The sequence below is a fragment of the Microbacterium sp. XT11 genome (assembly GCF_001513675.1).
Classification (GTDB): domain Bacteria; phylum Actinomycetota; class Actinomycetes; order Actinomycetales; family Microbacteriaceae; genus Microbacterium.
The window spans coordinates 3,405,066-3,423,065 of sequence record NZ_CP013859.1 but is presented as its reverse complement, the minus strand read 5'-3'; the positions used below and the strand labels follow the sequence as shown (position 1 = coordinate 3,423,065).

Genomic DNA, 18,000 nt, shown 5'->3' with positions numbered 1-18,000 from the left:
CTGATCATTCGCCGGAATGGCGTTTCCTCGCGCTCCGGTCGCGTTCACGCCGCGATGGCGTCCGCGTCCATGATCGTGTAGCTGTACCCCTGCTCGGCGAGGAACCGCTGGCGGTTCTGCGCGTAGTCCTGATCGATGGTGTCGCGTGCCACGAGCGTGTAGAAGCTCGCCGTGTGGCCCGACTGCTTGGGCCGCAGGAGGCGACCCAGACGCTGAGCCTCCTCCTGGCGGGACCCGAACGACCCGGACACCTGGATGGCCACGGATGCCTCGGGCAGATCGATCGAGAAGTTGGCCACCTTCGACACCACGAGCAGCCGGATCTCGCCCTCGCGGAACTGCCTGTAGAGCTCTTCGCGTTCGTCGACCGGCGTCGACCCGGTGATCTGCGGGGCGTCCAACGCCTCGGACAGCGTGTCGAGCTGGTCGAGATACTGCCCGATCACGAGGATCTGCTCGTCGGGATGCTTGGCGATCAGCTCACGCACCGCGTCGATCTTCGCGGGCGCCGATGCCGCGAGCCGGTAGCGTTCGTCGTCGGTGGCCGCGGCGTACTCCAACCGGTCGCCGGGTGGCAGGTCGACGCGGACCTCGTAGCAGACGGCGGGCGAGATGAATCCCTGGGCCTCGATCTGCTTCCAGGGTGCGTCGAAGCGCTTGGGTCCGATCAGGCTGAAGACGTCGCCCTCTCGTCCGTCCTCGCGCACGAGGGTCGCGGTGAGGCCGATGCGGCGTCGTGCCTGCAGGTCGGCCGTGAGCTTGAACACAGGGGCGGGGAGCAGGTGCACCTCGTCGTAGACGATGAGCCCCCAGTCGAGGGCATCGAGCAGTGCCAGGTGGGCGTACTGCCCCTTCCGCTTCGCCGTGAGGATCTGATAAGTCGCGATGGTGACCGGCTTGATCTCCTTCGCCTGACCCGAGTACTCGCCGATCTCGTCCGGCGTGAGGGTCGTGCGCTTCAGCAGCTCGTCGCGCCACTGGCGTGCAGACACCGTGTTCGTCACGAGGATCAAGGTCGTCGTCTTCGTCGCCGCCATGGCGCCCGCCCCGACGATCGTCTTCCCGGCGCCACAGGGGAGGACCACCACGCCCGAGCCGTCCTTCGCGAACGCGTCGACGGCATCCTGCTGGTAGGGACGGATCTGCCACCCGTCCTCCGTCAGGTCGATCTCGTGCGGCGTGCCCGGCGTGTAGCCGGCGAGGTCCTCCGCGGGCCAGCCGAGCTTCAGCAGCTCCTGCTTGATCTGTCCTCGGGCCCACGCGTCGACGACGAACGTCTCGGGCGTGGGGTGGGAGAGCAGCAGCGGCTGGATGCGCTTGTTCCCGGCGACCTGGGTCAGCACGGCGGGGTCGGTGGAGCGCAGGATCAGCGTGCCCTCGTCGTCGCGCTCGATGACGAGGCGGCCGTAGCGGTTCACCGTCTCGCGCAGGTCGACCGCGACGGAGGGCGGAACGGGGAAGCGCGACCAGCGGTCGAGCGTCTCGAGCATGTCTTCGGCGGTGTGGCCCGCTGCGCGTGCGTTCCAGAGGCCCAGGCGCGTGATGCGGTACGTGTGGATGTGCTCGGGAGCCCGCTCGAGTTCGGCGAAGATCGCCAGCTCATGGCGGGCGCTCTCGGCATCCGGATGCGCGACCTCGAGCAGCACGGTGCGGTCGCTCTGCACGATCAGGGGGCCATCAGACATAGCAGACCAGTCTACTGCTCGACGATGGAGGCGGCGCGGATGCTCGACACCGGGAGCGTGCGCTCCACGTCGGCCGCGCGGTCGCGCCCGCGCAGCCGTCCACCGCCCAGGCCGGTCGCCTCCAGCAGCAGCTCGCGCGTGGACCCGTCTGGCATCCCGACGCTCACGCGCAGCAGCGCCCTCGTGCGCACGGCGGCCTCGAGCTCGCGGTCGAGCCAGGCGGCGTCGGCATCCGGCCCCTGGTGCGAACGCAGCGAGGCGATCAGCGCGGTGTAGTCGGTGGAGGGGCGAGGGGATGGCGTGGCAGCCGGATGCCGGTCGCTTGTGAGCGGCGTGCCGTGTTCGTCGACGAGCGTCGCAGGGTAGCGCGCCTCCACGAGGGCCCAGTACGCCGTGTCTGAGCCGACCTTGGTCGTCAGCGCGTCGTCGTCCCGGCGCAGGCCGAGCGGACGCAGCGCCTGGTCGACGCTCATGGCGTCGATGAGCGTGCCGTCCGCGCTCTCGATGCGGGTGCGCCCGGTGGCAGGGTCCGCCGAGACGCGCACGAGGCCGTGCCGCTGCGCCGTCTGTCCGATGAGGTACTGCAACGGCTGCGGAATGCCGGTGAGGGAGATCTCGCCGAGGAAATCCAGGATCGACTGCTCCGTCTCCCCGAGCACCAGAGCGCGGGCGATCGACTCCGGGGTGAAGCGGTACGACGACGCCTGGGCCGCTGACTCGCGGCCGGCGAGCGTGCGGAGTCGTACGTCCAGTGCCGGCGCGAGAGGACCGGGGGCGATGGCGCTCAAGTCGTTCTGCAGGAAGATGCGGTCGACCTCGGGCGGCAGCAGCGCCGCGAGAGACGAGGGACGGGGAACCTCCCCTCGCCGCAGGACTGCGGCCCACTCGGGTTCGGTCCCGTCGTCGGCGATGAGCCCGAGGAGGCGCGCCCGCTCGATCAGCGCCGTGCTGCGCTCGTGCCAGGCGACGTCCCACGGGTGGGCGTCGGGCCAGGCAGCGGGTGGCCGCCATCCGCCCTCGGACGTGCGCACACCGCGGGGGAGCGCGCCGCGGAAGCCCTGGGCGAGCACGCCCCACCGGTCGACGACCGCAGCGCGCAGCCACGGCTCGGCGTCGGCTGTCGTGCGCAGCCTGCGATCGTCGGCGACCGCGAGTCCGGCATCCGTCGCGATCGCCAGCAGGGGATCGACGGCGTCGGCGGGGATGCCGGCGTCGGCGAGCTGTCGCTTCTCTGCAGCGCTGACCGTGCCTCCGGTGAGCAGCGCGAACGGTCGGTCCCGTGCGAGGAGCAGGAGGTCGGCCACCGTCGCCACGGTGGTGAACGCGCGCTCTGCGGCGTGAGCCGACGCGCGTTCGTCCGACGGATGCGGCGGGGCCTCGGTGGCTGGTGGGGGTGCATCGCGATCGCTCAGAGCCGCCGTCACCTCCGGCCACGGAGTGTTATCGGGGCGAAGCAGAGCGAACGCTCTGAGGTCGGCAGCGCGGTCGCGCGACCCGCGGCCGTCGCGGGCGGAGATCAGCGCCCTCGCTTCGGTGTCGGTCAGCGCGGGGAGCGCCCTCGCGATCGCGGACGGCTCGAGCAGGGCCTCCGCGGCATCGAAGAAGTCGTGCCAGGCGGCATCCGCGCGCACATCCCTGGCGCGGAAGAGATCCGACAGCTGCTCGTCGCTCAGCGCGGCCAGCCATTCGGCGAGCGGACGCGCGTGCGTGGTCATGCGGCGAACCTCAAGGGCGCGACTGCGCGCGTCCCTTCCGCACGAAGCTCATCACGAGGAGGGTGATGATGAGCACGAACGCGATCGGCAGGCCCCAGTAGGGGATCGCCGCGACGAACGGCCAGGCTCCTTCGCCGAAGTCCGCCTGGTCCATCCCGACGGCGGTCCCGATGATGATCGCGAAGAAGCAGATGATCGAGGCCGCGGCCAGCCCGAGGGCGGTGAAGGCCAGGACTCGGTCGATGCGGCGGACCTCGGGTTCCGGACTCTGGGCGTTCATCCGTCTCAGCCTAGTGCGTCGCCGACCGGTAGGCTTGTGGAGGGCGCTCATACGAGCGCCTTCTTCTCACACAGTGACTCAGCGAGGTATCTCCCATGCCCACCGGCAAGGTCAGGTTCTACGACGAAGACAAGGGCTTCGGCTTCATCGCCAGCGACGAGGGCCAGGACGTCTTCCTGCACGCCTCCGCGATGCCCGCGGGCACGTCGGTCAAGGCAGGCACGCGCGTGGAGTTCGGCGTGGCCGACGGCAAGCGCGGTCTGCAGGCGCTGTCCGTCCGTGTGCTCGAGGCGCCGCCGAGCCTCGCGAAGGCGAAGCGCAAGCCGGCTGACGACATGGCCATCATCGTCGAGGACCTCGTGAAGCTCCTCGACGGCATCGGCGGCGACCTGCGCCGCGGCCGTTACCCCTCGTCGAGCCACGGTCGGAAGATCGCGGCCGTTCTGCGCAAGGTCGCCGATGACCTCGAAGCCTGAGGTCGATCAGCGTCTCGTCGACGCGCACGACCTCGCGCTCGCCGCTCTGCGGGAGATCACGCCTGCCTCGACGATCGGTCCGGCCGCCGGCTACCTGCCGGAGGAGGACGGGTCGGTGTCGCTGCGTTTCGAGAACCGTCTTCCCGGGTATCCCGGGTGGTACTGGACGGTGACGGTGGCTCGCGTCGCCGAAGAGGAGCCGACCGTGCTCGAGGTCGAGCTGCTCCCCGGTGACGGGGCGCTGCTCGCGCCGGAGTGGGTGCCGTGGGCCGAGCGGCTCGCGGAGTACCGCGCGCATCAGGCGGAGCTCGCCGAGCAGGCGGCGGCCGCTGCGGCGGAGACGGATGCCGAGGGCGACGACGTCACGGCCGCCGCGGACGAGGACGACCTGGTGCTCGTGGAGGACGTGGACGACCTCGACGAGCTGGACGACGACCACGAGCCCGACATCCTCCACGCCGGCGACCTGGACGGCGTCGACATCGACGAGCTTGACGATTCCGACGACGATGACGACGTCGATCAGGAGGACGACGACTCCGACGACGAGTCCGACGAGGACGGCGACGTCGACTCCGACGACGAGGAGTGACCCCGCGCGGCGCCGGTCCGGCGCCGCGCGGGCCCGTCCTCAGGCGCCCTGGTGTGCGAGCACGTAGTCGAGGGCGCGCGTGAGCTGACGGATGTCATCCGGCTCGATCGACACGAACGTCGCGATGCGGAGCTGGTTGCGGCCCAGCTTGCGGTAGGGCTCGGTATCGACGATGCCGTTCGCGCGCAGGCTCTTCGCGATCGCGGCGGCATCGACGCTCTCGTCGAAGTCGATCGTGACGACGACGGGGGAGCGGTGCGACGGGTCGGCCACGAACGGGGTGGCGACCGCTGACTCGGCCGCCCAGTCGTAGAGGACGCCGGAGGACTCCGCCGTGCGTGCGGCAGCCCATTCGAGCCCGCCCCGCTCGAGGATCCAGCCGAGCTGCGAGTCGAGGAGGTGCAGGGTCGTCAGCGCCGGCGTGTTCAGCGTCTGGTTGAGGCGCGAGTTGTCGACCGCGTTCTTCAGGCTCAGGAACTCGGGGATGTACCGGCCGGATGCCGCGATCCGCTCGATCCGCTCGATGGCGGCGGGGGAGACCGCGGCGAACCAGAGACCGCCGTCGGAGCCGAGGTTCTTCTGGGGGGCGAAGTAGTACACGTCCGCCTGCGCGATGTCGACGTCGATGCCGCCGGCCGCGCTCGTCGCGTCGATCACGGTGAGGGCGCCGTCTGCCGCGACGCGCTCCACGGGGGCCCACACGCCCGTCGACGTCTCGTTGTGCGGCCACGCATAGACGTCGACGCCGTCGACGGCCTCGGCGCCGATGCGCGCGCCGGGCTCCGCCTTGCGCACGTCGGGGGCCTGCAGCCAGGGTGCGCCCGCTGCCGCCGCGAACTTGCCGCCGAACTCGCCGAAGACGAGGTTCTGGCTGCGGTTCTCGATGAGGCCGAAGGCCGCGGCATCCCAGAACGCGGTCGATCCGCCGTTGCTGAGCACGATCTCGTAGCCATCGGGGAGACGGAAGAGGTTGGCGAGACGCTCGCGCACGCTCCCCACGAGGTTCTTCACCGGTGCCTGACGATGCGAGGTGCCGAGCAGCGAGGGGCCGTCGACGAGCAGCGCATCGAGCTGCTCGGCACGGACCTTGGACGGGCCGCATCCGAAGCGTCCGTCAGCGGGCAGGAGGTCACGGGGAATCTCGATCGCCATGCGTCGATTCTAGGGTGAGCGGGTCATGCCACCGTGTCGCGTGACGCTCCGAGGCGCACAGGGGAATGTAGGCTTGCCTAAGAAGACCCGGAGGGCCAGATGACGGACTTGATCGACACCACGGAGATGTATCTCCGCACCATCCTCGAGCTCGAGGAGGAGAACATCGTGCCGCTGCGTGCACGCATCTCCGAGCGTCTGGGTCACTCCGGGCCGACGGTGTCGCAGACGGTCGGGCGCATGGAGCGCGACGGCCTCGTCGTCGTCTCCGAGGACCGTACGCTCGAGCTCACGGAGTCCGGTCGCCGCAAGGCGGTCGACGTCATGCGCAAGCACCGCCTCGCCGAGCGGCTGCTGTCCGACGTCATCGGCCTCGACTGGGCGTACGTGCACGAAGAGGCGTGCCGCTGGGAGCACGTGATGAGCGAGCAGGTCGAGCGCCGCCTCGTCGAACTGCTCGGGCACCCCACCGAGTCGCCGTACGGCAACCCCATCCCTGGACTCGACCAGCTCGGAGACCTCCCCGCGCGCACGTTCGACGAGGGTGTGATCGGCCTCGTGCAGAAGCTGAACGCCGCCGGCGGTCCGATCGAGGGCACCGTGCGCCGCCTCGCCGAGCCCGCGCAGGTCGACCCCGAGCTGCTGGAGCAGTTGCGCGAGGCGGGCGTCGTACCAGGCGCGAAGGGCGACTACCGCTTCAACGAGGGATACGTGCTCATCCGCATGGAGGGCCGCGACGAAGGCCTCGAGCTGCCGGTCGAGCTCGCCTCGCACATCTTCCTCGTCGGCGATCCGGCCTGAGGCGGACGGTCAGCGTCGCGGCTCGGCCGCGGGATGGCAGCCGGCTCCCCGGCGATTGCCAGGTTGACGGGGTGACATGATCGTTATCTTCCGGTAACCTCGGTCAGGTCGTCAGCGAAGAAGCCCGCTGCCGGTTACCCGTGGGGATCGCCTTCCAAGCTCGTCGTCTTCACGGTAGGAACGCACAAAGTACCCCGAGCTACATTCGTGCCACGAGAAGCAGAGTGCCGACGAGCCAGCGCTACCCGAAGCGTGCAGGCGCAGGAGGACCACATTTTGGCCGCAGACATCGAACCGACCGCGAAGACATCTGAAGATCGAGTTCCCGCCCGTCGAGGCGGGGCGCGGCCGGCTCCACGGTCGGTCGTGAAGCCTCTGCGATCCGTCGCCATCTTCGGCGCGGTCGGCGCTCTCGTCGCCGCCGTGGCCCTTCCGGCCTACGCCGCCACGAAGCCCGCGGATGCCGCGCCGATGACGGTGCAGCAGCTCGCGGCCGTCGACGCCCAGTCGCTCGTCGTGGCCTCCGAGGCCACCGCGGCGCCGGTCGACAGGGGGTCGTTCAGTGCGACGACGCCCGACGAGATCGCGAAGAAGAAGGCCGAAGAGGCCGCGGCGGCCCGAGCTGCTGCCCTGGCCTCGGCTGCGTCGGCGTCCTCGCGCAGCTTCAACATCGGCAGCTACGCCCTCGTGTCTCCCGGCTCCGGCGAGGTGCGCTACCCGCTGCCGCTGGGCTCGTACCGGGTCTCGCGCACACTCGGCAGCGGCCACAACGGTGCTGACATGGTGTCGCCGCAGGGCACACCGATCTACGCCGCGACTGCGGGCGTCGTCCGGGTCTCGTCGGAGAGCTACTACGGCTACGGCGTCGGCGTCGTGATCGACGGCGTCGTTGGCGGACAGCGCGTCGAGACCACCTACGGTCACATGACCTACGGTTCGCGACAGGTGCAGGTGGGGCAGACGGTTGCGCCGGGTCAGCTCATCGGCTTCGTCGGCAGCACCGGTCGTTCCACGGCCAACCACCTGCACTTCGAGGTCAAGGTCAACGGCGGACTCGTGGAGCCCATCGGCTGGCTCGCCGCGAACGCCGGCTGACCGGCATCCGCCCGCCCGTTCCTGACACGCTCCCTCACGTTCACCGGGAGTTTCGCCCCGAGCAGCCGGGGATGGGTTAGCCTGATCCCGTTGTCGCACAGGCGGGAGAGGCTGATGGAACGACTACCGAGCATCCGCACCATGGATGCCCTCGGTCGTCTCGTCCTTCAGCATCGGCCGCAGGGACGGCACGGTCTGTCCGTGCGTGAGAGGCGCTGTCTGTAGACAGCGCCTTTTTTCGTCTCTGCGAACGCTCTGTCGTCCGCGCGGCCTCGTGTGAGTCGAGAGTGCCGGGAAGCCGTCCCGGCGGATCGAGAGGATGACGATGCGCACACTGGTCCTGAACGCCGGATACGAGCCGCTCGCGATCGTGTCGTTCAAGCGAGCCCTGGTGCTCGTGATGAACGACAAGGCGACCGTGATCGAGAAGGTCGAAGACGACCCCGTCTGGGGGACTCACGGGGCCTATGACCGCCCTGCCGTCATCATCCTCTCGCGCTATGTGCGCATTCCGGCCGGGCGCCGCGTCCCCGTCACGCGACGCGGCGTGCTGCGGCGCGACGACCACCGCTGCGGGTACTGCGGCAAGGCCGCCTCGACCATCGACCATGTGCTGCCTCGTTCCCGCGGTGGCGCGGACTCATGGGAGAACCTCGTCGCATGCTGCCTGCGGTGCAACAACCTCAAGAGCGACCGGACGCCCCAGGAGATGCGGTGGGAGCTGCGGTTCACGCCACGCCCTCCGCACGGCACGGCGTGGACCGTGCGCGGGTCCGAGCGCACCGATCCGCGTTGGGAGCCGTACCTCGCCCTTGCGGCCTGACCACGCGTCGAAGGGGTCGGGCCGCCGTCCCGTAGACTGGGGACGCGCCTTCGTAGCTCAGCTGGATAGAGCAGCCCTCTCCTAAAGGGCAGGTCGCAGGTTCGAATCCTGTCGAGGGCACGTCTGGGTGGTGCGCCGCCCGGAGGGTGGCTCACCACCCAGACTCAGACTCTTCTGCAGTGGGGCCCCGCCGGCCTGGAGGCTCCGCGCGCCGCTCGTGGTTCTAGCCGATTGCCGCTTTCGTATCTGCGGCGCGTGGAGTGGCCGGTGGGGACGCGAGGGCACTCAGGCTCTGCGGCCGTCCTCAGTGCCGCCGGGCGGCCCGGAGCACCGCAGCGAAGCTCGCCTCCAGGACGGAACGCGCTCTCCCCGCCGCCCACTCGACGTTCGCGCCGCGGCGGTATTCGATCAGAGTGAGCGCGTCGCTGCCCCCACCGGCCTCGACGCTCGTCTGATGAAGCGAGAGCACCTCGATCTCCGTCCCCGCGGCTGCGAGCACCGAGATGAGGCTTTCGACGGGTCCGAGGCCGGCCGCACGGTGCGTGTGCTCCACGCCGTCGAGGCGCACCGTGATCTCGGTGTGCGCGTCGTCGACGCTGTAGTGGACGAGTGCCGGGGCGGTGTCGCCCGCGTCGAGATACGTCTGCGCGAACAGGGCCCACAGGTCGGATGCCGAGAGCTCTGCCCCCTCGGCATCCGCGTGCTGCTGCACTGCGCGCGCGAAATCGATCTGCATCCGCCGTGGCAGCTCGACGCCGAATCCGGTCTCGAGCAGGTACGCGATGCCGCCCTTGCCCGACTGCGAGTTCACGCGGATCACCGCGTCGTAGCTGCGCCCGAGGTCGGCAGGATCCACTGGCAGGTACGGCACGCGCCACTCGAGGTCGCGTTCGTCGATCCCGGTCGCCGCTGCCCGTTCTCTGTGCTCGGCCATACCCTTGCGGATCGCATCCTGGTGTGTGCCGCTGAACGCCGTGTGCACGAGGTCTCCGACGTACGGATGCCGCGGATGCACCTCGATGCCGTTGCAGTACTCGACCGTGCGCCGGATCTCGTCGATGTCGGAGAAGTCGATCATGGGATCGACACCCTGCGCGTGCAGGTTGAGGGCGAGCGTGGCGATGTCGACGTTGCCCGTGCGCTCGCCGTTGCCGAAGATGCACCCTTCGACCCGCTGGGCGCCGGCGAGCAGGGCCAGCTCAGCGCACGCGATGCCGGTGCCCCTGTCGTTGTGCGGATGCACCGAGAGGATCACGCCGTCGCGGCGCGCGAGGTTGCGGTGCATGTACTCGATCTGGTCGGCGTACACGTTCGGGGTGGCGATCTCGACCGTCGCGGGCAGATTGAGGATGACGGGACGCTCGGGCGACGCATCCCACAGTGCGGTCATGGCGTCGCACACGTCGAGCACGTAGTCGGGTTCCGTGAGGTTGAACACCTCGGGGGAGAACTCGAAGCGCACGTGCGGCAGGTGTCCGGCGAGTTCGAGGACGTCGGTGCCCGCGGCGAGGATCAGGTCGGCCAGGTCTCCTCTCGACCGCCCGAGCACGACCTCCCTCCAGGTGGGGGCGGTGGCGGTGTACACGTGGATGACGACCGGGTTGCGGATGCCCCGCACTGACGCGACGGTGCGCTCGATGAGGTCGCGGCGCGCGGCGGTGAAGACGACGATCGTGACGTCGTCGGGCGCGAGGTCGGTCTCTGCGATGAGGCGCACGAAGTCGTAGTCCGTCTGCGACGCCGAGGGGTAGCCGACCTCGACCTCCTTGTAGCCCATGGCGATCATCAGCTCGAAGAAGCGTCGCTTGCGCGCGGGGTCCATGGGCTCGGCGAGGGCCTGGTTTCCGTCGCGGAGGTCGACGGGGACCCAGAGCGGGGCTCTGGTCAGCCTCTGCTGCGGCCAGGTGCGCTCGGTGAGCGGGAGGTCGACGCGGTCGTGTACCGGACGGTAGCGATGCGAGGGCATCTGCGACGGACGCTGTCGGTTCCACGCGGGAGCGTCGTGGGGGATCGTGCCGGCCGGAGTCGCGAGAGTGGGGAACGAGGGCGGAGTCATGCAACGAGACGGTAGCAACTCCTCAGACAAGTTGACAAGTCAAGCTGCTACGATCTCGGCATGGCACAGATACAGCGCACGCCCCTGGCTGATCAGGCGGCGGAGCTCCTTCTCGACCGCATCCGCGCCGGCGAGTGGCAGCTCGGCCAGAGGCTCCCGGGTGAGACGACCCTCGCGCCGCAGCTCGGCGTCGGCCGGTCCACCGTGCGCGAGGCCATCCGCCAGCTGGCCGGGCGGGGTGTGCTCGCCACCCGGCAGGGGGCCGGCGTCTTCGTCATGGCCCTGGACGTTCCGGAAGACTGGGATGCCGTGCTGCGCCGCGCCGACATCATCAGCGTCATCGAGGCCAGGATCGCCATCGAGTCGGAGGCTGCCGCCCTTGCCGCCGACCGTCGCACCGCATCCGATGTGCGCGCGATCCGCAAGGCGCTCGAGGCGCGAGCAGCCTCGGCGACCTCCATCGAGACCCACGTCGACGCGGACACGGCGTTCCATCGCGCCATCGTCGTCGCTGCCCACAACCCGGTCCTGCTCGAGCTGTTCGACGGACTCACGCCGCGACTGCGCCAGGCCATGGTCGAGATGCTGCGGATCCGCTCCCAGTACGGCGGTGCCGCAGATCAGCAGCGGCACGAGAGCCTCGCACGCACGGTGATCGACAGGCAGCCGGTCTCGGCCTCGCACGAGAGTCGCGAGCATCTGCGCGAGCTGAAGGAGGCGCTGTCGTGAGCGGGGAGGTGCTGCGGCTCGACGCGGTCACCTTCCGCCGCAACGGCACGGAGATCCTGCACGGGATCGATCTGACGGTCGCCGCCGGTGAGCACTGGGCGCTCCTGGGCCCCAACGGCGCTGGCAAGAGCACGATCCTCGGCTTCTGCGGTGCTCAGGCGCATCCGACGTCCGGCACGGTCGACGTCCTCGGGCACCGTCTCGGCAGGGTCGACATGCAGGAGCTGCGACGGCACATCGGCCACGTGAACCCGCGGCATCCGATCCGCTCCGATCTCACGGCACTCGATGTGGTGCTCACGGGCTTCACGGGGACGATCGAGCGGATGATGCGATGGGCGCCGACCGAGGAACAGCGTGCGCGCGCCGTCGAGCTCGTCACCCTCGTCGGCCTTGGCGACCGCCTCGACGTGCGCTGGCCCACGATGTCGCAGGGGGAGCGCGGGCGCTCGCTCATCGCGCGCGCCCTTGCGGCCGACCCGGGTCTGCTGCTGCTCGACGAACCGACGACGGGACTCGACGTGGCCGCACGCGAGCAGTTGCTCGAGACGATCGACGACCTTGCGCGTTCCGCGCCAGAGGTCGCCTCCGTGCTCGTGACCCACCACCTCGAAGAGCTGCCGGAGAGCACGACGCACGCCTTGGTCATCGCCGACGGTCGTGCGGTCGCGGCCGGTCCTGTCGACGAGGTGGTGACCTCGGCGACGATCAGCGAGGCGTTCCGGCATCCGATCGACGTCGCGCACGTCGACGGCCGCTGGAGTGCGCGAGCCCGCAAGCGGATGCTGGTCTGAGACCGGAGCCGGCCCGGCGTCAGTCGTCCCCGTGGCGCCACAGCGCCGACGGCCACCAGATGCGCCGGCCGATGTCGTACGCCAGGGCGGGCACGAGGAGCGACCTCACGATGAACGTGTCGAGCAGCACGCCGAACGCGACGATGAAGGCCAGCTGCACGAGGAACAGGATCGGGATGACCGACAGCGCCGCGAAGGTCGCCGCCAGCACGAGCCCCGCCGAGGTGATGACGCCGCCCGTGATCGTCAGACCGCGGAGGATGCCGTCGCGCGTGCCGTGCCGCGCCGACTCCTCGCGCACCCTCGTCATGAGGAAGATGTTGTAGTCGATGCCGAGCGCCACGAGGAAGACGAATCCGTACAGCGGCACCGCGGGATCGGCGCCGGGGAACCGGAAGAGTCCGTCGAAGACGAGCGCCGAGATCCCCAGGGCCGTGCCGAACGAGAGCACCGTGGTCAGGATGAGCAGCACCGGCGCCAGGATCGAGCGCAGCAGCAGCATGAGGATCACGAGGATCACGCCGAGGATCACCGGGATGATGAGGTTCCGATCGTGGATCGACGCGTCGTTCGTGTCGACCGAGGTCGCCGTGACCCCACCGATGCGCGCGCCGAGCGGATCGAGTTCGGTGCGCAGCTCTCGCACGGTGGCGGCGGCCGCGTCGGAGTCGGCGGCGTCCGTGAAGGTGGCCTGCAACAGCACGTCGCCGTCGACGACCGTGGGCTCGGGGGTGGGTGCGCCCGGTGCGCCGACGGGCTCGATGCCCTCGGGGGAGACGGGTGCGGTCCCGCTCGGTGAGTCGGCCGTGGTGATGGAGACCTCGTCGACCCCGTCGGATGCGTGCAGCACGTCGACGGCGTCCCGCCAGCGGTCTTCGTCGACCACGACATAGGCCGGGCTGCCCGACCCGCCGGGGAAGTGCTCGCCGAGGGCGACCTGCCCGTCGCGCGCATCCGAGGTGCCGAGCACGAGGTCGGACTGCGGCACGCCGGTCGCGTCCAGCTGCGTCAGGCCGGCGGCGCCGGCGAGCAGCACCGCGGTCGTGACGATCCAGATGAGGCGGGGCCGGCGACGGATCCGTGTGGCGACGCGCGCCCACACTCCCGACGTCGGCCTGCCGTCCTCCTCGACGACCGCGTCCGGTTCGAACACCGGTCGGCGCGGCCAGAACGCGGCCCGTCCGAACAGGACGAGCAGTGCGGGCAGCAGCGTGAGGGCCGAGAGCATGGCGAAGGCGATGCCGATCGCCGCAACCGGGCCCAGCGTGCTGTTCGACCTGAGGTCGCTGAGCAGGAGGCAGAGGAGCCCCGCGATCACCGTGCCGCCGGAGGCGACGATGGGCTCGAGCGATCCGCGCCAGGCGGCTGCCACGGCCGTGCCCTTGTCGCGCGTCCGTCGCAGCTCCTCCCGGAAGCGCGCCACGAAGAGCAGCGCATAGTCGGTGGCGGCGCCGATCACGAGGATGAAGAGGATGCCCTGCGTCTGGCCGCTGAGGAGGAGCACCCCGGTTTTCGCGAGCCACCAGACCACCAGCAGCGCGACGCAGAGCGCGAAAAGGCTCGTCGACAGCACGACGAGAGGCAGGAGGAGCGAGCGGTACACGAGGACGAGGATCACGAGGACCGCCAGGAGGGCGACACCCAAGAGCAGCCCGTCGATGCCGGCAAAGCCCGCGACCAGGTCGGCGCTGAAGCCCGCTGGTCCGGTGATGTGCACCGTCACGCCGGGGAGCGCCTCGCGCAGATGCGTCGCGACCTCGTTCACGGTGTCGGACAGGTCTGCGTCGGATCGGATGGGGATGAACGCCTGCGCTGCCGAGCCGTCATCCGAAGGGATGGCGGGGGAGACATCGGCGTCGACACCGCCGAGCTCCGCTGTCGAGTCGACGGCATCCGAGATCGCGGCGAGGTCGTCTCCCGAGAGCTCGCCGTCGCCGACGAATACAGCGATCGCCGGGATGGCGTCGCTGTCGACGAACTCTCCGAGCACCTCCTGCACTTGCGTGGCATCGGCCGATTCGGGGAGGTACGCGGTGCGGTCGTTGGACGACACCTCGTCGACCTTTCCGAAGAGCGGTCCGCCGAGGCCCGCCGCGGTGACCCACGCCAGGATGAGCAGCGACGGCACCAGGACACGCGCCCACAGCGCGCGGCGATGGCGCTGCCGAGGACGAGCGGCGGAGGTGGGTTCGGATCGGCGGGGCATCAGGGTCCTCTCGGGACGGGTCTCAGGACACCCACCGGACGGAGAAGGCGGGGCGTCGCGGGGGATCCGCGAATATCGCTAGCCTAGCGAGAAAGTTGCTCAGCATGAAAGTATCCGATGTGTAGCATGTTCCCATGACCTCCATGACCGGCGTCGGCCCGCTGCCCGGGGCGGCCGGCGGCGAGCGCAGGTCGTCGGATGGCCTCACTCACTCCGCCATCTACGACGTCGATGCGAGCGACCCTCGCAGCACACTGATCGATCGGTCCGGGGTCGCGCCCGAAGACCTGCGGCAGATCGCGGAACTCATGGGAGCTCTCGGCGAGCTGCGGGAGGCCGAGCAGCGCCTGTCGCACGCGTCGCGGCGGTACATGCAGCTCAACGAGACGGATATGCGCGCCCTGCACTATCTGATCGTGTGCGCGAACCGCGATGTCGTCGCCACGCCCGGCGGAATCGCACAGCATCTCGGGATCTCGACCGCTTCGACGACGAAGCTGCTGGACAGGCTCGAGAAGGGTGGTCACATCACCCGCTCGCCTCACCCCAGTGATCGGCGCGCCCTGGCGATCGCCATCACGCCAGAGACGAGGCAGGCCGCCATGGAGACGGTGGGGCGGCAGCAGGCGAAGCGGTTCCATGCCGCGGCGCGCCTCACGTCGCAGGAGCGCGAGGTCGTCATCCGCTTCCTCATGGACATGACGGCGGAGATCAGCCTGACTGGGGAGGAGCCCTGGGCCAGAGAGGGGTCGCACCCCTGACCTTCACGTTCGCCCGGTGCGCTGAGGGGGCAGCGGGCGAATCGCGATGTCGGTTACGAGTGCTCCGGTCAGTGCGCGGCGTTGTACGCCTCGACCACGGGGGCCGGGATGCGGCCGCGCTCGGAGAGCGTGTAGCCGTTGTCCTTCGCCCAGGCGCGGATGGCTGCGACCTCGGGATTGCGAGCCGGACGCTTCCGCGACGATGATGACGCCCTGGTGGCGGACCCAGACGATCCCGCCCGTCGCCCTGCCGAGATGTAGGGCTCGAGCGCCGCGCGGAGTTCTTCTGCGTGCTCGGCGCTGAGGTCGATTTCGTATGCCGAGCCGTTGAGCGAGAAATGCACGGTCTCGCCTTCGCCGATTTCCAGAACGCTGCCGTCGATATCGTCAACCAGCTGGTGCACAATTCGTCTCGCCATGAAAATGACGATACCGCTGTGCCGCCGAGGCGACAAGGCGCTCGTTCGTCATTCGTGACCGGGGTCGATGAGCTTCAAACCGACAATGCAGCCGACGAGTCCCATGAGCAGCAGAATTCGCGGCCACGAGATATCGCTCTCTCCGGTGACCATGGCCCAGATGACGGTGAGCGATGCCCCGATTCCGACCCACACGGCATAGGCGGTGCCCGTGGCGATCTCGCGCATGGCGAAGGCGAGCCCGAGCATCGACAGTGTGAGTCCGCCGAAGAAGATGATGCTCGGCCAGAGTTTGGTCAGTCCTTCGGACTTGCCCAGCGCCGTCGCCCAGACGGCCTCGAGAACGCCGGATGCGATGAGTACGATCCACGACATGATGGTCCTCCCGGACCAGTCTTGTCGCTCACCGGGTACTGGCCTGCCTCGTCCGGAGTCGGTGTCGCCCGACTGCTCGCCATGTTACCGGCGTCCAGTGGGCACCGTCTGTGCAGTCAGGGCAGGAGTCCGGCGCGCCGTGCCTTCGCCACCGCGGCGTGCCGTGTGGAGGCGTCGAGCTTCGACATCGCGGCGCCGAGGTAGGCCTTCACGGTGCCCTCGCGCAGCCCGAGCTGTGCGGCGATCTCGGCGTTGGTCGCACCGAGTGCCGCGCACGCGAGGACGTCGGTCTCACGGCGGGAGAGATGCACCGACGGGATCGGGCCGGTGACCGCGGGAACGGGCTCGCCGGCCAGGCGCAGCAGACGGCGTTCCACACGCGCGATGCGTGCGCGCAGGTCGGCGTCGTCGACGGATGCCCCGATGCTGCGCAGCTCCGCGAAGCTCTCGCGCAACTCCTCCTGCTGTTGCTGGGGCGCGATGGTCGCCGTGGTGGCGGCCGCAGCCCTCAGCCGACGCTCGACCTCGTCCCTGATGCGCAGCTCGTCCGCGACCGACTGCACGACCTGCATGGCGGGCGCGGTCGTGACGCCTCCGACGGGAGTCTCGTCCCACGCTCCGGCGTACAGCACGCCGCGTGGTCGCCCGTCGACGACGATGGGCAGAGCCAGGAGCGTGCTGAGCCCTTCGCCCAGCACGAACACGTCGTAGTCGTGCGTGATCTGCTGCGATGACCCGTAGTCGTTCGTCATGCGGGGGCGGAGCTCCATCATGGCTCGGCCGCCGAGTCCGCGTTCGGGCCGCACTCGAAGACCCTCGAGGCTGCGGGTGCGGTTGCCCACGATGCTGGTGACGTTCACCACGCCCTGCTCGATGAGCCCGCCGAAGGCCACCGGGAAGCGGGTGCGGCGCGCCAACTCGCGTACCGCGCGTGCGACGAGCTCGCTCTCGGGTTCGAGCTCGGACGATGTGCTCACGTCTTCCTGCCTTCGGGTGACGGCGCCGTGCTCCCGGTCGTAGCGAAGACTCTAGCACCGGATGCCGATTGCACTCACCGCGGGTTCCGCATGGTCATTCTGCTTCTGTCGATTCCATTTGCATCCGATATCGATCGCCGCCGACTTCCATCGCCCCAGAAGTCGATTGCGCCTGAGTCTTGGCTTTCGTGTCATCGAATCCCGATGTCGATCGCAGCGGCGTCGATTTGCGTCGGTGTCGAATCGCCGGTGTCTTTCCGCACGTGCCGAATCCGCCGGTGCCGAATCCGCAGGTGCCGATTCCGCAGGTGCCGAATCCGTGGAGGCCGAATCCGTGGGGAGCGAATCCCGCTGTCCGCGTTCCTGTGGTGTCGCGGTTCAGGACACGCGGGCCCCGGCGGCCTACACGCCGGGACCCGCGCCAATGTCGCAGCGGTCGGCTGGAGCACCGCCGCCCCCCCGGGGACCACAGCGCTCGCCGCTGCGGAAGCCGAGTCTGCCTGCGTCAGCGTCGTGCCGCTCAGCTGCGTGCGGACTCGAGATCGAGGAGGAACCGCTTCCGCTCCGGGTGCGCGCCGTACTGACCGGGCGTGCCGTCCGAGCGGACGACGCGGTGCACGGGAACGATGACCGAGAACGGCGTCAGCCGACAGGCCGTGCCCACCGCGCGCGCGGCACCGGGGTGACCGGCGAGCACAGCCACCTCGCCGTAGCTGAGCGTCTCGCCCCATCCGATCGTGCAGATCGTCTGCAGCGCGCGTCGAGCGAACCCGTTGACCAGACGCCAGTCGAATCGGAGATGCTCGTCGAACCGCACGGGCGCCCCGTCGAAGTAGTCGTCGAGGAGGTGCGCGAGCTCGTCGGCCGCGCCGGGCGCAGCCTCCGGGACGGCGCCCAGCCGGGCGGATACCGACTCGAGAAGCCAGGGGACCGATGGGTCTGCGGACTCGGAGAGATCGAACCGCACGATGCCCTCGTCGGAGAAGACCGCGAGCGCGTCGCCGAAGGGCGTCGGTGCGAAGTCGTAGCGGAATGTCATGGACCTATCCTCCGCGCCTGCGGCG

18 protein-coding genes, 1 tRNA gene and 1 riboswitch are annotated in these 18,000 nt (G+C 69.6%); of the genes, 9 read left to right on the top strand and 10 right to left on the bottom strand.

Annotated features, from left to right (window positions below; translation table 11 throughout):
* Positions 1-44: 44 nt before the first annotated feature.
* From AB663_RS16445 to AB663_RS16435, 3 genes are read right to left on the bottom strand one after another with little or no spacing between them, the layout of a single operon-like run.
* A complete protein-coding gene (locus tag AB663_RS16445; RefSeq protein ID WP_067201721.1) occupies positions 45-1,685 on the bottom strand; it encodes a DNA repair helicase XPB in 1,641 nt (546 codons plus the stop codon).
* Positions 1,686-1,696: 11 nt separating this feature from the next.
* Positions 1,697-3,400, bottom strand: coding sequence for a helicase-associated domain-containing protein (locus AB663_RS16440; RefSeq protein ID WP_067201718.1), 1,704 nt, complete (start codon positions 3,398-3,400; stop codon positions 1,697-1,699).
* Positions 3,401-3,410: 10 nt separating this feature from the next.
* A complete protein-coding gene (locus AB663_RS16435; RefSeq protein ID WP_067201715.1) occupies positions 3,411-3,680 on the bottom strand; it encodes a multidrug ABC transporter ATPase in 270 nt (89 codons plus the stop codon).
* Positions 3,681-3,775: 95 nt separating this feature from the next.
* Here AB663_RS16435 and AB663_RS16430 point away from each other — a divergent pair, with 95 nt between their 5' ends.
* On the top strand, positions 3,776-4,156 hold the full coding sequence (locus AB663_RS16430) for a cold-shock protein (protein WP_067201711.1): 381 nt from the start codon (positions 3,776-3,778) through the stop codon (positions 4,154-4,156).
* On the top strand, positions 4,140-4,748 hold the full coding sequence (locus tag AB663_RS16425; RefSeq protein WP_067201707.1) for a DUF3027 domain-containing protein: 609 nt from the start codon (positions 4,140-4,142) through the stop codon (positions 4,746-4,748). The genes AB663_RS16430 and AB663_RS16425 overlap by 17 nt, the downstream gene beginning before the upstream one ends.
* A gap of 39 nt (positions 4,749-4,787) precedes the next feature.
* On the opposite strand, the gene serC is transcribed toward AB663_RS16425, so the two are convergent.
* Entirely contained in the window at positions 4,788-5,900 is a 1,113-nt protein-coding gene (serC, locus tag AB663_RS16420; protein WP_067201703.1) for a phosphoserine transaminase, read from the bottom strand.
* A 99-nt stretch (positions 5,901-5,999) separates the two neighbouring features.
* On the opposite strand from serC, the gene AB663_RS16415 reads away from it, so the two are divergent.
* The 4 genes from AB663_RS16415 to AB663_RS16400 all read left to right on the top strand — a co-directional run bounded on the left by AB663_RS16415 (position 6,000) and on the right by AB663_RS16400 (position 8,739).
* A complete protein-coding gene (locus AB663_RS16415; protein ID WP_067201700.1) occupies positions 6,000-6,701 on the top strand; it encodes a metal-dependent transcriptional regulator in 702 nt (233 codons plus the stop codon).
* A gap of 366 nt (positions 6,702-7,067) precedes the next feature.
* Positions 7,068-7,796: a M23 family metallopeptidase gene (locus AB663_RS16410; protein ID WP_232304580.1), complete on the top strand. Its 729-nt coding sequence runs from the start codon at positions 7,068-7,070 to the stop codon at positions 7,794-7,796.
* A gap of 325 nt (positions 7,797-8,121) precedes the next feature.
* A complete protein-coding gene (locus AB663_RS16405) occupies positions 8,122-8,619 on the top strand; it encodes an HNH endonuclease (RefSeq protein WP_067202922.1) in 498 nt (165 codons plus the stop codon).
* A gap of 46 nt (positions 8,620-8,665) precedes the next feature.
* A tRNA-Arg gene (locus tag AB663_RS16400) sits at positions 8,666-8,739 on the top strand.
* 184 nt (positions 8,740-8,923) lie between these two features.
* Here AB663_RS16400 and AB663_RS16395 read toward each other — a convergent pair.
* Entirely contained in the window at positions 8,924-10,585 is a 1,662-nt protein-coding gene (locus AB663_RS16395; protein ID WP_442922677.1) for a 2-isopropylmalate synthase, read from the bottom strand.
* Positions 10,586-10,735: 150 nt separating this feature from the next.
* On the opposite strand from AB663_RS16395, the gene AB663_RS16390 reads away from it, so the two are divergent.
* Positions 10,736-11,404 (top strand): FadR/GntR family transcriptional regulator, encoded by a 669-nt coding sequence (locus tag AB663_RS16390; protein WP_067201694.1) that lies wholly within the window; start codon positions 10,736-10,738, stop codon positions 11,402-11,404.
* Positions 11,401-12,198 carry an ABC transporter ATP-binding protein gene (locus AB663_RS16385; protein ID WP_067201691.1) on the top strand — a complete coding sequence of 266 codons (798 nt, stop codon included), beginning with the start codon at positions 11,401-11,403 and terminating at the stop codon, positions 12,196-12,198. Before AB663_RS16390 ends, AB663_RS16385 begins: the two co-directional genes overlap by 4 nt.
* Positions 12,199-12,217: 19 nt before the next feature.
* Here the strand turns inward: AB663_RS16385 and AB663_RS16380 are convergent, their stop codons facing one another.
* The gene (locus tag AB663_RS16380) at positions 12,218-14,404 is read right to left on the bottom strand and encodes an MMPL family transporter (RefSeq protein WP_083511294.1); all 2,187 of its coding nucleotides are present in this window, start codon (positions 14,402-14,404) and stop codon (positions 12,218-12,220) included.
* Positions 14,405-14,538: 134 nt separating this feature from the next.
* On the opposite strand from AB663_RS16380, the gene AB663_RS16375 reads away from it, so the two are divergent.
* Positions 14,539-15,165, top strand: coding sequence for a MarR family winged helix-turn-helix transcriptional regulator (locus tag AB663_RS16375; protein ID WP_083511293.1), 627 nt, complete (start codon positions 14,539-14,541; stop codon positions 15,163-15,165).
* A gap of 68 nt (positions 15,166-15,233) precedes the next feature.
* Here the strand turns inward: AB663_RS16375 and AB663_RS16370 are convergent, their stop codons facing one another.
* The 4 genes from AB663_RS16370 to AB663_RS16355 all read right to left on the bottom strand — a co-directional run bounded on the left by AB663_RS16370 (position 15,234) and on the right by AB663_RS16355 (position 17,975).
* Entirely contained in the window at positions 15,234-15,584 is a 351-nt protein-coding gene (locus tag AB663_RS16370; RefSeq protein WP_067201688.1) for a histone-like nucleoid-structuring protein Lsr2, read from the bottom strand.
* 48 nt (positions 15,585-15,632) lie between these two features.
* On the bottom strand, positions 15,633-15,959 hold the full coding sequence (locus AB663_RS16365; RefSeq protein ID WP_067201685.1) for a DMT family transporter: 327 nt from the start codon (positions 15,957-15,959) through the stop codon (positions 15,633-15,635).
* A 10-nt stretch (positions 15,960-15,969) separates the two neighbouring features.
* A riboswitch (guanidine-III (ykkC-III) riboswitch) is annotated at positions 15,970-16,037 on the bottom strand.
* Between the two features lie 38 nt (positions 16,038-16,075).
* Positions 16,076-16,936: a LuxR C-terminal-related transcriptional regulator gene (locus AB663_RS16360; RefSeq protein WP_067201682.1), complete on the bottom strand. Its 861-nt coding sequence runs from the start codon at positions 16,934-16,936 to the stop codon at positions 16,076-16,078.
* 520 nt (positions 16,937-17,456) lie between these two features.
* Positions 17,457-17,975, bottom strand: a complete 519-nt coding sequence (locus AB663_RS16355; RefSeq protein WP_067201679.1) for a methylated-DNA--[protein]-cysteine S-methyltransferase — start codon at positions 17,973-17,975, stop codon at positions 17,457-17,459.
* Between the last annotated feature and the right edge of the window lie 25 nt (positions 17,976-18,000).